Origin of the sequence: Pseudomonas sp. NBRC 111138 (assembly GCF_001320835.1) — a bacterium.
Classification (GTDB): Bacteria; Pseudomonadota; Gammaproteobacteria; order Pseudomonadales; family Pseudomonadaceae; genus Aquipseudomonas; species Aquipseudomonas paracarnis.
The window spans coordinates 26,748-41,699 of record NZ_BCBO01000061.1 but is presented as its reverse complement, the minus strand read 5'-3'; the positions used below and the strand labels follow the sequence as shown (position 1 = coordinate 41,699).

14 protein-coding genes are annotated in these 14,952 nt (G+C 61.3%); 11 read left to right on the top strand and 3 right to left on the bottom strand.

The genetic code is table 11. The features are described from left to right. Nucleotides 1–22 precede the first annotated feature (22 nt). Complete coding sequence (locus APH41_RS10700; RefSeq protein WP_054918861.1) at nt 23–1,558, bottom strand: HDOD domain-containing protein; 1,536 nt, start codon at nt 1,556–1,558, stop codon at nt 23–25. Between the two features lie 166 nt (nt 1,559–1,724). Here APH41_RS10700 and motA point away from each other — a divergent pair, with 166 nt between their 5' ends. Then, the gene (gene motA, locus APH41_RS10695) at nt 1,725–2,576 is read left to right on the top strand and encodes a flagellar motor stator protein MotA (protein ID WP_003188041.1); all 852 of its coding nucleotides are present in this window, start codon (nt 1,725–1,727) and stop codon (nt 2,574–2,576) included. Nucleotides 2,577–2,579: 3 nt separating this feature from the next. Continuing rightward, a complete protein-coding gene (gene motB, locus APH41_RS10690; protein ID WP_054896262.1) occupies nt 2,580–3,599 on the top strand; it encodes a flagellar motor protein MotB in 1,020 nt (339 codons plus the stop codon). A gap of 360 nt (nt 3,600–3,959) precedes the next feature. On the opposite strand, the gene rsgA is transcribed toward motB, so the two are convergent. Then, nucleotides 3,960–4,991, bottom strand: coding sequence for a small ribosomal subunit biogenesis GTPase RsgA (gene rsgA, locus APH41_RS10685; RefSeq protein WP_003188044.1), 1,032 nt, complete (start codon nt 4,989–4,991; stop codon nt 3,960–3,962). 108 nt (nt 4,992–5,099) lie between these two features. On the opposite strand from rsgA, the gene orn reads away from it, so the two are divergent. Together orn and APH41_RS10675 are read left to right on the top strand one after the other, a co-directional pair. After that, nucleotides 5,100–5,642 (top strand): oligoribonuclease, encoded by a 543-nt coding sequence (orn, locus tag APH41_RS10680; RefSeq protein WP_003171343.1) that lies wholly within the window; start codon nt 5,100–5,102, stop codon nt 5,640–5,642. Between the two features lie 182 nt (nt 5,643–5,824). Then, nucleotides 5,825–6,442 carry a trimeric intracellular cation channel family protein gene (locus APH41_RS10675; RefSeq protein ID WP_169913170.1) on the top strand — a complete coding sequence of 206 codons (618 nt, stop codon included), beginning with the start codon at nt 5,825–5,827 and terminating at the stop codon, nt 6,440–6,442. Here APH41_RS10675 and queG read toward each other — a convergent pair. After that, complete coding sequence (queG, locus tag APH41_RS10670; RefSeq protein ID WP_038448633.1) at nt 6,439–7,503, bottom strand: tRNA epoxyqueuosine(34) reductase QueG; 1,065 nt, start codon at nt 7,501–7,503, stop codon at nt 6,439–6,441. The two genes, APH41_RS10675 and queG, sit on opposite strands and share 4 nt — an antisense overlap. A 63-nt stretch (nt 7,504–7,566) precedes the next feature. Between queG and APH41_RS10665 the strand changes: the two genes are divergently transcribed. The 7 genes from APH41_RS10665 (at nt 7,567) to hflX (ending at nt 14,878) form a co-directional block, all read left to right on the top strand. Then, nucleotides 7,567–8,427 (top strand): NAD(P)H-hydrate dehydratase, encoded by an 861-nt coding sequence (locus APH41_RS10665; protein WP_054918859.1) that lies wholly within the window; start codon nt 7,567–7,569, stop codon nt 8,425–8,427. After that, on the top strand, nt 8,415–8,885 hold the full coding sequence (tsaE, locus tag APH41_RS10660; protein WP_014716665.1) for a tRNA (adenosine(37)-N6)-threonylcarbamoyltransferase complex ATPase subunit type 1 TsaE: 471 nt from the start codon (nt 8,415–8,417) through the stop codon (nt 8,883–8,885). Before APH41_RS10665 ends, tsaE begins: the two co-directional genes overlap by 13 nt. 15 nt (nt 8,886–8,900) lie before the next feature. Then, nucleotides 8,901–10,322 (top strand): N-acetylmuramoyl-L-alanine amidase, encoded by a 1,422-nt coding sequence (locus APH41_RS10655; protein ID WP_003188054.1) that lies wholly within the window; start codon nt 8,901–8,903, stop codon nt 10,320–10,322. Further along, nucleotides 10,322–12,238 (top strand): DNA mismatch repair endonuclease MutL, encoded by a 1,917-nt coding sequence (mutL, locus tag APH41_RS10650; protein WP_054918857.1) that lies wholly within the window; start codon nt 10,322–10,324, stop codon nt 12,236–12,238. The genes APH41_RS10655 and mutL overlap by 1 nt, the downstream gene beginning before the upstream one ends. Then, a complete protein-coding gene (gene miaA / locus APH41_RS10645; RefSeq protein ID WP_034125648.1) occupies nt 12,238–13,209 on the top strand; it encodes a tRNA (adenosine(37)-N6)-dimethylallyltransferase MiaA in 972 nt (323 codons plus the stop codon). Before mutL ends, miaA begins: the two co-directional genes overlap by 1 nt. 94 nt (nt 13,210–13,303) lie before the next feature. Further along, on the top strand, nt 13,304–13,564 hold the full coding sequence (gene hfq / locus APH41_RS10640; RefSeq protein WP_003188059.1) for an RNA chaperone Hfq: 261 nt from the start codon (nt 13,304–13,306) through the stop codon (nt 13,562–13,564). A 12-nt stretch (nt 13,565–13,576) separates the two neighbouring features. Next, a complete protein-coding gene (gene hflX, locus APH41_RS10635) occupies nt 13,577–14,878 on the top strand; it encodes a ribosome rescue GTPase HflX (protein WP_003188061.1) in 1,302 nt (433 codons plus the stop codon). The last annotated feature ends 74 nt before the right edge of the window (nt 14,879–14,952 follow it).

Here is a 14,952-nt window from a genome sequence, read left to right as displayed (position 1 = left end):
GCCGGTGATTGTAGCGCAAGCATCAGGCGCTGCGGTTGGTAAAGCTGTGCAGGGCTTTCTCGATGCATTGGGCGGTTTTGCCGAACGCCTGCACGGTGGTTTCCGAGAACGGCCCGCCGCCCTGGTCCGCCACGATCAGCATGACCACGCGACCGTTGCAGCTCAGTGAGCGCAACAGCAAGTGCTCGCCAATAAATAGACGACGCAGGATTGGTGGCAGCAATGCGGAAAACTGCGCATGGTTGTCGGGGTTCAGGCGTACCTGGGCGGACTTTTCCAGCAGGCGTTGCAGCAGTGTGCTATTGACCACATCCAGGCTCAGGTGAGCCGCGTCCTTGGGCAGGCCGTCGGCCTGGTGTACACGCAAGGTGCTCAAGGCGCGATCTGCCATGAATATCAGTACCCGCTGCATGCCACTGGCGACCAGGGCTTCCTTGGCGCAAGTGGTCAGGTGCATGGCGTTGGCAAAGCGGCTCGGCTCCACCAGCAACTCGGTGCAACGCGTGCGCCACACGGCCAAGGCTTCGGCAGTGGGCGGTGGTGCCGGCAGCAAGCCGCGATGGACTTTCTGTACGTGCCACGGCCAGATCAGCGACAGCGCCGGGTGCCAGAGGTCGGGCATCAAGGTGGTACGAGCACTGGTCACCGCTTGTTGGTGGGCTTGCTGTTGCACATCGCTCAACGGCGTTTGCAGGTACAGCGCCGTCAGGTATTGCCAGCGCTCAGTGTGCGGGCAGGTCCAGGATTCCTGGGCCGACATCGCCAGGCCGTTGGCCAGCAACACGGTGTTGGCCGGCTGGTTCAGCCAGCGTCGCAGGTTGGGCTCGGCATCGAGCAATTGCTGGTGGCGCAGGGCATCGTCTTGACGGGCAATGTGCAGCGCCTTGACCAGCAGGCGTTGCTCGGCCAACAGCAACTTGTAGCCCTGTGAAACCCAGATCGGCAGGTGCCAGGCTTCGGTCAAGCCCAGGCACAGGTCAAGCAAACGCACGCCGAACAGCTGTTGCTCGACCTGGCGCGCCGATTGGCCTTTATGGATCACCCGCAACTCCCACTCCTCCAGGAGCTTGGGGTAGGCGACGGCCATCGGCCACAGCGGCGACAGAAACAGCAGGCTGCCCCAGTGGATGTCCTGCCACAGCCGCGCCAGGCGACTGCCGAACAAACCGTTGGCTTGCTGGGATGCGTGCTGGCTGATCAGCAACAGCTGACGCAAGGCCACGGGGATTTCCCGGGCGGGTACCGAAGGCAGGCGCGCCAACAACTCTTCGGCACGTTTGAGGCCAAGACGGTTAAGTGCGACTTCAAGGTTTTCTGCAGGTTCGGTCAGGCTGCCGTGGGCGTGGCTGTTGGCTTCGCGCATCACACTCAGCACCAGGGCCGGACTGTTTTGCATCAACTCAGCAATATCTCGCAATGAACTGCGGCTATCGCGAATGGCTTTGCACACGCGTTCATGGCTGGCCTGCGGCACGGGCAGCAGCACGTCGTCCAGGCACTTGATCCAAGCGGCGAGGGTAGTGGGGCGGTTTGTTGGGACTGTCGTTTCAATTGCCATGATTGGGGCGCGATCATCACTTGCGTTCAACACGCCCGGAACGGGCCGAATTGGCTTTTCGCCTTAACGGGCTATAGTCTGGCGCAGTTTTGCCGATAAGTAGAACAAGAGTTTTCTGCTGCACCCCATATGTCCATGAACCCGACGGCGCAAGTACCCCTCTCCTATGGCTAAAATTATCGGCATCATTGTCGTCATCGCAAGTGTGCTCGGAGGGTACGTCCTCTCCCACGGTAAAATCGCCGCACTGATCCAGCCTTTCGAAGTGCTGATTATCGGCGGTGCCGCGTTCGGCGCATTTTTGCAGGCCAACCCAGGCTATATGACCATGCACGTGGTCAAGAAGTCCCTGGGCATGTTCAGTTCGCGCTTCTCCCACACGTTTTATCTTGAAGTGCTGGGGCTGATCTACGAGATCCTCAACAAAAGCCGCCGTGAAGGCATGATGGCGATCGAAGGCGATATCGAAGACGCTGCGGCCAGCCCGATTTTTGCCAAGTACCCGGCCGTGCTCAAAGACGAGCGCATGACCGCGTATATCTGTGATTACCTGCGCATCATGTCCTCCGGCAACATGGCGCCTCACGAGCTGGAAGGCCTGTTCGACATGGAGTTGTTCAGCCTCAAGGAAGAGCTGGAGCATCCTTCCCACGCCGTGACCGGCATTGCCGACGGTATGCCCGGTTTTGGTATTGTCGCGGCGGTACTGGGGATCGTGGTGACCATGGCGTCCCTGGGCGAGGGCGATCAGGCGGCCATCGGCATGCACGTAGGTGCGGCGCTGGTCGGCACCTTCTTCGGTATTCTCGCCGCCTATGGTTTCTTCGGCCCGCTCGCCACCTCCCTGGCCCACGATGCCAAGGAAGAGATCAACCTCTACGAAGCGATCAAGGCGTGCCTGGTGGCATCGGCGTCGGGCATGCCGCCGTCGTTGGCCGTGGAGTTCGGGCGCAAAGTGTTGTACCCGAAACACCGCCCAAGTTTCTCCGAGCTGGAACAAGCGGTTCGCGGTCGCTAAGCCATGGAAAACAACCAGCCGATCATCATCAAGCGCGTCAAGCGCTTCGCTGCGGGGCACCATGGCGGTGCCTGGAAAATCGCCTTCGCCGACTTTGCCACGGCGATGATGGCGTTCTTCCTGGTGTTGTGGCTGATGTCCACCGCTACGCCAGAACAGAAAATCGCCATCGCCGGCTACTTCAAGGACCCGATTGGCTTTTCGGAAAGCGGTACGCCGTTTGTCATTGACCTGGGCGGCTCGCCGGAACTGGCGCCCGAGCGCACCATCAACCCGGAAGTGCAAACTGAATCGCCTCAGGAAAAAATCCCGATCGAGCGCGACACTGTCGAATCCATGGCCGAGCAGGTCGAACAGGAGCGACTGGAACTGTTGCTGCAGGAATTGCAGAACAAGGTTGAAGAAAACCCACAGTTGCTGAAGTTCAAGGACCAGATTTCCTTCGAGATCACCCCCGAGGGGCTGCGCATCCAGATTACCGATGCGGCCAACCGGCCGATGTTCGACTCTGGCAGTGCGCGGTTGAAGCCGTACTTTGAAGACATCCTGCTGGCCATGGCTGACACCATCAAGGCGGTGCCGAACAAGATCAGCATCAGCGGGCATACCGACGCCAAGCCCTACGCGGGCCAGGGTGATTTCGGCAACTGGGAACTCTCGGCCAACCGCGCCAATGCTGCCCGGCGTGCGCTGGTGGCCGGCAGCTACCCGGACCCGCAAGTGGCGCGGGTAGTGGGTTTTGCCTCCTCGCAACTGTTTGATCCCAAAGACCCGTTCAACCCGGTCAACCGCCGTATCGACATCGTGGTGCTGACCAAAAAAGCCCAGCGTGCGATTGAAGGCGATCAACCCCCGCCACCGGCACCGACCCAGGGCGACGGTGCGCCAGGCGAAGTGCCGGCCGACCCCAACGCGCTACCGCCGGAGCAGGAACCGCTGCCAGCCCATGAGCTGCGCCAGAAGCTGAACCTGTTTGATGATGGGGGCGTCAAGGATCCTACGACGCCTGCGCCGAAGCCGTAAGCTCCAGATACAACGAGGCCGCGATAATCGCGGCCTTGTTGTATCTGCGCTGTCATAGATATCTACACAATTTTGGGGCGACGCTGGGCCTGTGGCGAGGGAGCTTGCTCCCGTGACGGCCTGACAGCCGGCGCCTATCTACCTGACGCCCTCAATCCAAATGTGGGAGCTGGCTTGCCTGCGATGGCGATTTGCCGATGTACATATCCATTCCTGCGGTAACGGCCACCGATACCGATGCTGCATTGTAGGAGCGAGCTTGCTCGCGAAAAACGTCAACGATAACGCGTGTATCCAGGATGCCCGCGTTGCGCTTGAGGTCTTCGCGAGCAAGCTCGCTCCTACAGAGGTGGGGGCTGCTTAGTAGCTGCTCTCGGGCAAGCTCGCAATAATCGACCGATAGCTGTTCATCCGCTGCTGCTGCACGCGCCCATCTTCCAGTGCCTTGAGCAGCGCACAGCCCGGCTCGCGGTCGTGTTTGCAGTCGCGGAAGCGGCAGGTGCCGATCAGGTCGTTGAACTCAATAAAGCCGGCTTCCACATCGCTACGGCTGACGTGGCCCAAGCCAAATTCACGGATACCCGGCGAGTCGATCAACTCGCCGCCGCCCGGGAAGTGGAACAGCCGTGCGGTGGTGGTGGTGTGGGTGCCCTGGCCGGACAGCTCCGACAGCGGGCCCACGCGGGTTTCGACTTCCGGCAACAGGCTGTTGACCAGCGACGACTTGCCCACGCCAGACTGGCCGACGAACACGCTGATCCGCCCGTCCAACTGCTGTTGCAGCTGTTCCATGCCGTTGCCGTGGTGAGCCGACACTTCCAGCACCGGGTAGCCCAGGGTGCGGTAGACCGCCAGCAATGCGTTGAGCGCCGGGGCGTTCTGCTCGTCGATCAGGTCGAATTTGTTCAGCAGCAGCAACGGGCGGATGCCAGCATGCTCAGCCGCGACCAGGTAACGGTCGATCAGGTTGGCATGGGGCTCGGGCAGTGGCGCGAACACGATCACGATCATGTCGACGTTGGCCGCCACCGGCTTGAGCTGCCCACGGCTGTCGGGGCGGCGCAGCTCGGTACTGCGCGGCAACTGGGCGACGATGACGCCGATGCCCTGGTTGCCGGCACGCCACACCACCTTGTCGCCGGTGACCAGCGCGGGCAGGTTGGCGCGCAAGTGGCAACGGAACACCTGGCCCGCGAGTTCGCCTTCGAGCGCCTCGACTTCGACTTGCACACCAAAGTGCGCGATCACCAAGCCGGTTTGTTCGGGCCCCAGGTCGCCGCCCTCGAGCGCTTCCACGGCGGAGGATTCACGTTTGGCTGCGCGGGCGGCGCGTTCACCTTGAATCTTTTCGATGCGCCAGTTTTGGCGACGGTTGAGCTGGCGTTTGGCCATTGGTGTTCCGTGTCGATAATGCAAAAGTTGGGTAAAACGGTCGCGAGTCTAGCACGCCCCCGCCTGCTAAACTGCCCGGCTACGCCAAGGTGCCAAGAGAATCAAGCCATGCAAAACCCACAGAACCTGATTTGGATCGATCTGGAAATGACCGGTCTGAACCCCGACACCGACGTCATCATCGAGATGGCGACCATTGTCACCGACAGCAACCTCAACACCTTGGCCGAAGGCCCGGTGATCGCCATCCACCACAGCGACGCCGTACTCGCCACCATGGACGAGTGGAACACCCGCACCCACGGTAACTCCGGGCTGACCCAGCGCGTGCGCGACAGCCGCATCAGCATGGCCGAAGCCGAGGCCGAAACCATCGCCTTCCTGGAAAAATGGGTGCCCAAGGGCAAATCGCCGATCTGCGGCAACAGCATTTGCCAGGACCGTCGCTTCCTTTATACGCACATGAAGGGGCTGGAAAGTTACTTCCACTACCGCAACCTGGACGTGTCGACCTTGAAGGAACTGGCTGCGCGTTGGGCGCCGGAAGTCAAAGACAGCTTCCATAAAGGCAGCACGCACCTGGCGCTGGATGATATTCGCGAGTCGATTGCCGAGTTGCAGCATTACCGCAAGCATTTCATCAAGGCTTGATTCTGCGGCGCCAGTGAGTGCGCTATCGCAGGCAAGCCAGCTCCCACATTTGACTGCATTCGTAAATTCAAAGTGTGGGAGCTGGCTTGCCTGCGATACAGGCGACGCGGTTTATCGCCAAGCGCCCCCTTTTGGTGCCCTCGGCAAATGATTAGACTGCCGGCCTCTCTGTCAGGATCGCCATCATGTTGCTGATGCTCTACCTCGTCGCCATCACCGCCGAAGCCATGACTGGCGCCCTGTCCGCGGGTCGGCGTGGCATGGACTGGTTTGGCGTGGTGCTGATCGCTTGCGTGACAGCCCTGGGCGGCGGTTCGGTGCGCGATGTGTTGCTCGGCCACTACCCGCTGACCTGGGTCAAACACCCGGAATACCTGGTGCTGACCTCTGTTGCGGCGCTGGTGACGATCTTTATCGCACCGCTGATGCGCCACCTGCGCTCGCTGTTCCTGGCGCTGGATGCGGTGGGGTTGGTGGCCTTCACCCTGATCGGCTGCATGACCGCCCTGGAAATGGGCCACGGCATGTTGGTGGCGTCGGTCAGCGGAGTCATCACCGGGGTATTCGGCGGCATCCTGCGGGATATCTTCTGTAACGACATCCCGCTGATCTTCCGCCGCGAGCTGTATGCCAGCGTGTCGTTCCTGGCTGCCTGGTTCTACTTGCTGTGCCTGTACCTGGAGCTGCCCAGCGAGCAAGCGATTCTGCTGACGCTGTTCAGTGGCTTCCTGTTACGCCTGCTGGCGATCCGGTTTCACTGGGAAATGCCCAAGTTCGTCTACAACGACGATGTGCACTAGCGCGCAGCGTGTTGCTCCAGCGCCCATTCCACGTGTTCGCGTACCAACTCCGACGGGTAGTCCCGCCGCGCCTTCAAGGCTTCCAGCACTGGAATGCTGGAGGGCGCATTACCCAGGCCCACCGCCAGGTTGCGTAACCAGCGCTCGTAACCGGCGCGGCGCAGGGGAGAGCCCTCGGTGCTGCTGAGGAATTTATCCTCGTCCCACATAAACAATTCGGCCAGTTCTGCGTTATCCAGATTGTGCCGTGGCTTGAAATCGCTTTCGGCGGTAGGTCGAGCGAAACGATTCCACGGGCAAACGATCTGACAGTCATCGCAGCCAAATACCCGGTTACCAATCAGTGGGCGCAGATCTTCGGGGATGGCACTCTTGAGTTCGATGGTCAGGTACGAAATGCAGCGTCGCGCGTCCAGCACGTAAGGGCCAACGAAGGCGTTGGTGGGGCAGATGTCCAGGCACGCCGTGCAGCGGCCGCAGTGTTCTGTGGCGTGGGGTGGGTCTACCGGCAACGGTAGATCGACAAACAGTTCGCTCAGGAAGAAATAACTGCCGGCCTTGCGGTTGAGAACCAGGGTGTTTTTACCGATCCAGCCCAGGCCCGCTTGCTCGGCAATGGCTTTTTCCAGGACGGGCGCGCTGTCGACGAAGGCGCGAAAGCCGAACGGCCCGATCTGCGCCTGGATGCGGTCGGCCAGTTGCTGCACGCGCTTGCGGATCAGCTTGTGGTAATCGCGGCCCAGGGCGTAGCGCGAGATGTAGGCTTTTTCCGGCTGGCCGAGCAGTTGCGCCATCTGGGTGTCGCCGGGCAGGTAGTCCATGCGCAGTGACACCACGCGCAAGGTACCGGGCACCAGCTCGTCCGGGTGGGAGCGTTTGCTGCCGTGGGCGCCCATGTACTCCATCTCGCCGTGGTAACCCGCGTCGAGCCAGCGTTGAAGGTGCTGTTCATGCTCAGCCAGGTCGAGGCCGCTGATGCCCACTTGTTGAAAGCCCAGCTCGCGACCCCAGTCTTTGATCGATTGGGCGAGAGCGGGCAGATCGGAGGTAATAGCAGGCATGAGACACGGGAAACCACAGGTTAGATGCGTATAATTCTGCCAGACATCGGAGCTTGAAGACGCATGCCTCAGACAAAACACCCAATTACCGACGTGCAGCTGTTGTTGCCCGGCCATTTGCCGCAACTTGCTGCGCGTTCCCCGGACGCCCATAAGGGCCAGTTCGGCCACCTGCTGGTCATCGGTGGTGACCGTGGCGTTGGCGGCGCGGCGTTGCTGAGCAGCGAAAGTGCCTTGCGCAGCGGCGCCGGCATGGTCTCGCTGGCGACGCGGCCGGAACACGTGCCGGCCGCTCTGGCTCGGCTGCCGGAGGTCATGGCCGTCGGCGTGAGCTCGGCTAACCAGTTGATGGGGCTGCTGGAAAAAATCTCGGTGATCGTCATTGGCCCAGGCCTGGGCGATGACGCCTGGGGCAAGAGCCTGTTGTCGGTCGCGGCCAATGCCAGCGTGCCGCAGGTGTGGGATGCCGACGCGCTCAATCAACTGGCCACTGGCAGCGTCGAGCTGCCGGCCAACTGTGTGATTACCCCTCATCCGGGCGAAGCTGCGCGTTTGTTGGGGCTATCGACAGCCGAGGTTCAGGCAGATCGCCGTAAGGTGGCGCGCGCGTTGAGTCAGAAATTCAATGCAGTGGCTATCCTCAAGGGTGCTGGCAGTTTGATTGCCAGCCCGGATGGACGGCTTGCCCGTTGTGATCAAGGCCACCCGGCAATGGCGGCGGCGGGGCTCGGTGATGTCTTGGCCGGCCTGGTCGGGGCATTATTGGCTCAGGGTATGCCCGCGTACGAAGCGAGCTGCCTGGCCGTGTGGTTGCACGCGACCGCCGGAGACCGCCAGGGTAGTTTTGGTCGCGGCTTGGCTGCCAGCGACCTGATCCCCGCCATTCGTCAATTGCTGGAGGAGCAGTCGCCGTGCCTGAAGTAATTCTTTTCCTGGCAGATGAAGAGGCCATGGTCGCGTTGGGCCAGCGTATTTCGCAGGTCACGCAAGGGGCCGGGTTGATCTTTCTCGAGGGTGATCTGGGTGCAGGCAAAACCACACTGTCCCGGGGGATTATTCGCGGCCTGGGCCATACCGGCGCGGTAAAAAGCCCGACCTTCACGTTGGTCGAGCCCTACGAAATCGGCGACGTGCGTGCTTTCCACTTCGACCTCTATCGCCTGGTCGATCCTGAAGAGTTGGAGTTCATGGGCATCCGTGATTACTTCGACGATGATGCGCTGTGCCTGATCGAGTGGCCAAATAAAGGCACAGGCTTTTTGCCAAAGCCGGACCTGACCATTACCATTACGCCGCATGAGCACGGACGTCAGCTGAAGTTGTTGCCCCAGAGCCCACGCGCTGAGTCGTGGTGTGCTGCTCTGGCATTGGAATTCAAATAATTGGTGGGGTTAGGTATGCGCTTTCGCGCGTTGGTTGCTGTCGTGGGGGTGTTGCTTGCGGCAATGACTGTCAATGCTCTGGCTGCTTCACAGGTGAAAAGTGTTCGCCTGTGGCGAGCGCCGGATAACACGCGACTGGTGTTCGACCTGTCTGGCCCGGTCCAGCACAGCGTCTTTACCTTGACGGCGCCTGATCGCCTGGTGATCGACATCAACGGTGCCAGCTTGGCCGCGCCGCTGAAAGTCTCTACCGCCAACACGCCCATCACCGCCATGCGCTCGGCCCAGCGTACGCCGACCGACCTGCGTGTGGTCATCGACCTGAAAAAGGCCGTGACCCCCAAAAGCTTCTCCCTGGCCCCCAACGCCCAGTACGGCAACCGCCTGGTGGTCGACCTGTTCGACAACCCCGCCGACGCCGCACCGCCGCCTGCGCCAACGCCGAGCGTGGCGACGGTGCCTGCGGTGCCGGTCAACCCTTCGCAACCCCAGGTCAAGCTGCCACCGCCGCCGCCTGCACCGGCAGGCAAGCGCGACATTATCGTGGTGATCGATGCCGGCCACGGTGGCGAAGACCCGGGGGCTTCCGGCTCACGCGGCCAGCATGAGAAAGACGTGGTGCTCGCCATCGCCCGTGAACTGCAGCGCCAGGTCAACGGCATGAAAGGCTACCGCGCCGAGCTGACCCGTACCGGTGACTACTTCATTCCGTTGCGTGGCCGTACCGAAATTGCCCGTAAGAAGGGCGCTGACCTGTTCGTGTCCATTCACGCCGACGCCGCGCCTTCAACCGCTGCCTTTGGCGCCTCGGTATTTGCCCTGTCGGATCGCGGCGCCACCTCCGAGACTGCGCGCTGGCTGGCCGACAGTGAAAACCGTTCCGACTTGATCGGCGGGGCCGGCAACGTGTCCCTTGATGACAAGGACAAGATGCTCGCAGGCGTACTGCTCGACCTGTCGATGACCGCCTCGCTGACCTCCAGCCTCAACGTGGGCCAGAAAGTCCTGAGCAATATCGGCCGCGTGACGTCGCTGCATAAACAGCGTGTGGAACAAGCCGGGTTCATGGTGTTGAAGTCGCCGGACATCCCGTCGATCCTGGTGGAAACCGGGTTTATCTCCAACGCCAACGAAGCGTCGAAACTGGCCAGCGCCAGCCACCAGCAAGCGCTGGCGCGCTCGATCAGCGCCGGCGTGCGCCAGTTCTTCCAGCAGAACCCGCCGCCGGGCACCTACATCGCCTGGCTGCGTGACTCCGGCAAAATCGCCCAGGGCCCGCGTGACCATCGTGTGCAACCCGGTGATACCGTTGCCATGCTGGCGGTCCGTTTCCAGGTAACGCCTGCAGCCTTGCGCAGCGCCAATAACCTGAAAACCGACGAGTTGAAGATCGGCCAGGTGTTGACCATCCCCGGCACCTCATTGGCGGCGCAGTGATGAGCGAATCCACCTTGAACAGCGGCTCGCGCATTGAATTGCTCAGCCCGCGCCTTGCCAACCAGATCGCTGCGGGTGAGGTGGTTGAGCGCCCGGCGTCGGTAATCAAGGAGTTGCTGGAAAACAGCATCGACTCCGGCGCCAAGCGCATTGATGTCGATGTGGAGCAGGGCGGCGTCAAGCTGCTGCGGGTACGTGACGATGGCAGTGGCATCTCTTCGGATGACCTGCCCCTGGCCCTGGCCCGTCACGCCACCAGCAAGATCCGCGACCTGGAAGACCTGGAGCGGGTCATGAGCCTGGGCTTTCGTGGTGAGGCCCTGGCCTCCATCAGCTCCGTGGCCCGCCTGACCCTGACCTCCCGCACCCGCAGCGCCGAGCAGGCCTGGCAGGTGGAAACCGAAGGCCGCGACATGGCGCCTCGGGTCCAGCCGGCGGCGCACCCGGTGGGTACCTCAGTGGAAGTGCGCGACCTGTTTTTCAATACCCCGGCGCGGCGCAAATTCCTAAAGGCCGAGAAAACCGAATTCGATCACCTGCAAGAAGTCATCAAGCGCCTGGCCCTGGCCCGTTTCGACGTGGCCTTTCACCTGCGCCACAATGGCAAGACCATCCTCAGCCTGCACGAAGCCAACGACGACGCCGCGCGTGCTCGGCGGGTGGCAGCGGTGTGTGGCAGCGGGTTCCTGGAACAGGCGCTGCCGATTGAGATCGAGCGCAATGGCTTGAGGTTGTGGGGCTGGGTCGGGTTGCCGACGTTCTCCCGCAGCCAGGCCGACTTACAGTATTTTTTTGTGAACGGCCGGGCGGTCCGCGACAAACTGGTGGCCCATGCGGTACGCCAGGCTTATCGCGATGTGCTGTTCAACGGGCGACACCCCACCTTTGTACTGTTCTTTGAGGTTGACCCTTCGGTGGTCGACGTCAATGTGCACCCGACCAAGCATGAGGTGCGCTTCCGTGACGGGCGCATGGTGCATGACTTCCTGTATGGCACGCTGCACCGTGCCCTGGGTGATGTGCGCCCGGATGATCAATTGTCGGCGCCGATCGTCACCGCGGTGGTGCGCCCGAGCGGTCCCGAGGCCGGTGAGTTCGGGCCGCAAGGTGAAATGAGCCTGGCGGCCAACCTGCTGCAATCGCCGCAGGCGCAGCCAGCCTACACGGCGCCGAATTCGGGTGCCGGTGCGGGTTATCAGTACCAATACACACCGCGCCCGCAATCGACGGCGCCGGTGGCCGAAGCCCAGGCGGCGTACCGTGAGTTTTTCGCGCCGTTGCCGGGTGCCGAGCCGGGTGCTGCTGTGGCGTTGCCCGAAGGCGGCGGTGATATTCCGCCGCTGGGCTATGCCCTGGCGCAGCTCAAAGGCATTTATATCCTCGCCGAAAACGCCCATGGCCTGGTGCTGGTGGACATGCACGCTGCCCATGAACGGATCATGTACGAGCGCCTGAAGATCGCCATGGCCAGCGAAGGCCTGAGCGGCCAGCCGCTGCTGGTGCCCGAATCCCTGGCGGTGAGCCAGCGTGAAGCCGACTGCGCAGAAGAACATCACGGTGTGTTCCAGAAGCTGGGCTTCGAACTGCAACGCCTGGGCCCGGAAACCCTGGCGATCCGCCAGATTCCCGCGCTGCTCAAGCAGGCCGAGGCCAACCGCCTGGTGGCCGACGTACTGGCAGACCTGATGGAGTACGGCACCAGTGACCGTATCCAGGCGCATATCAACGAATTGCTCGGCACCATGGCCTGCCACGGCGCCATCCGCGCCAACCGCCGCCTGGCCCTGCCGGAAATGAACGGCCTGCTGCGCGACATGGAAAACACCGAGCGCAGCGGCCAATGCAACCATGGCCGACCGACCTGGACCCAGATGGGCCTGGATGATCTGGACAAACTGTTCTTGCGCGGCCGCTGATGAGTGCCTTGCCCCCCGCCATTTTCCTGATGGGCCCCACGGCCGCCGGCAAGACCGACCTGGCCATCGAGCTGACCAAGGTGCTGCCCTGTGAGTTGATCAGCGTCGACTCTGCCCTGGTTTACCGGGACATGGATATCGGTACGGCCAAGCCGTCGAAGGCGCTGTTGGCCCAATATCCGCACAAGTTGATCGACATCATCGACCCCGCGCAGAGCTATTCGGCGGCGGACTTTCGCACCGACGCCCTGGCGGCCATGGCCGAGATCACCGCGCGCGGCAATATCCCGCTGCTGGTGGGCGGCACCATGCTCTATTACAAGGCGTTGCAGGAAGGCTTGGCCGATATGCCGCCTGCCGATGCCCAGGTGCGCGCCGAACTTGAAGATGAGGCTGCGCGCCTTGGCTGGCAGGCCCTTCACGACCAGTTGGCGGCGGTAGACCCGGTGTCTGCGGAACGTATTCACCCCAATGACCCCCAGCGGCTCACACGCGCCCTGGAAGTCTGGCGCGTCAGTGGCCAGACCATGACTGAACATCGCCTGAAACAAACTGCGCAAAGTACTGATGCAGGCGCATCTGGACAGTCACAATTGCCCTATACTGTGGCGAATCTGGCCATCGCTCCGGCAAACCGCCAGGTGTTGCATGAACGAATTGCACAAAGATTCACAATAATGTTGGAACAGGGGTTTGTGGACGAGGTCGTAGCATTGCGTTCAAGAGGCGACCTGCATGCAGGGCTGCCTTCGATACGTGCTGTAGGCTACCGCCAAGTCTGGGATCATCTGGATGGCAAGCTGACGTCCGCCGAAATGCAGGAGCGCGGCATCATTGCCACGCGCCAATTGGCGAAGCGCCAGTTCACCTGGCTGCGCAGCTGGAGCGATTTGCACTGGTTGGACAGCCTGGACAGCGACAATCTGTCACGCGCCTTGAAATACTTGGGAACGGTCTCCATATTGAGCTGAGTCCTTGCAATTGCCGTCTATCCTTGGGGGTGTGACGGCCATAAGCTATCTATTTTCCGATTTTTTATTATTGATCCTTAAAGGAGTGCGGCACATGTCAAAAGGGCATTCGCTACAAGACCCTTACTTGAATACTTTACGTAAAGAGAAAGTTGGGGTTTCCATCTATCTGGTCAACGGCATCAAGCTGCAAGGTACGATCGAGTCGTTCGACCAATTCGTTATCCTGCTGAAAAACACCGTCAGCCAGATGGTTTACAAGCACGCTATCTCGACAGTCGTTCCAGTTCGTCCAATCCGTCTGCCTAGCGCAGCAGGTGATGAACAGGGTGACGCTGAGCCAGGTAACGCCTGATAGGAGTCTCCTTTGTTCTTTGAGCGCCACGGTGGTGGTGAGCGAGTAATCCTCGTTCACTTGGATGGACAGGACCCTGAGGCGCGCGAAGATCCGCAGGAGTTTCAGGAGTTGGCAAATTCGGCCGGCGCCGAGACCGTTGCGTTTTTTAACGTGCCGCGTCATCGGCCAACCGCCAAATACCTGATTGGCAGCGGCAAGGTCGAGGAACTGCGCGACCTGGTTCATGCCGAAGAAGCCGATCTGGTGATCTTCAATCACACCCTCACGCCCAGTCAGGAACGTAACCTCGAACGTGTTTTCGAGTGTCGCGTGATCGACCGTACCGGTCTGATTCTCGATATTTTCGCCCAACGCGCCCGCACCCATGAAGGTAAGCTCCAGGTTGAACTGGCCCAGCTTGACCACATGAGCACGCGCCTGGTTCGCGGCTGGACTCACCTTGAGCGTCAGGGTGGCGGTATCGGCATGCGTGGCCCGGGTGAAACCCAGCTGGAAACCGACCGGCGTCTGCTGCGGGTTCGCCTGCGCCAGATCAAGGGCCGCCTGGAAAAAGTGCGCAGCCAGCGTGAACAGTCGCGACGTGGCCGTTCCCGTGCGGATATCCCGACCGTGTCCCTGGTGGGGTACACCAACGCCGGCAAGTCCACGTTGTTCAATAACGTGACCAAGTCGGATGTGTACGCGGCCGACCAACTGTTCGCTACCCTCGACCCGACCCTGCGGCGTCTGGACATCGACGACCTGGGGCCGATTGTGCTGGCCGATACTGTGGGTTTCATTCGTCACCTGCCCCACAAGCTCGTCGAGGCATTTCGGTCTACGCTCGAAGAGTCGAGCAATTCCGACCTGCTGTTGCACGTGATCGATGCGGCCGAACCGGATCGCATGTTGCAGATTGAACAGGTCATGGTGGTGCTGGGCGAGATTGGGGCCCAGGACTTGCCGATCCTCGAGGTCTATAACAAACTCGATTTGCTTGAAGGCGTTGAGCCACAGATCCAGCGCGACGAGAACGGCAAGCCCCAGCGGGTCTGGTTATCGGCGCGAGATGGCAGTGGCTTGGAGTTGCTGGAACAAGCCATTGCCGAATTGCTCGGCAGCGATTTGTTCGTCGGCACCTTGCGCTTGCCGCAGCGTTTTGCTCGACTGCGTGCACAGTTTTTCGAGTTGGGCGCGGTACAGAAAGAAGAACACGACGAAGAAGGTGTCAGCTTGCTGGCCGTTCGATTGCCGCGCTCGGAACTCAATCGGCTGGTCAGCCGAGAGGGTGTTGTACCGGCAGAGTTCATCGAACAACACACTTTGCAATAAAAGCCTGAGAAAGCGGTTGTGCCGCAGTAGCAGGCATTCTGTAGCATTGGTCGGCGCGCCGTGGGTGCGTCTTT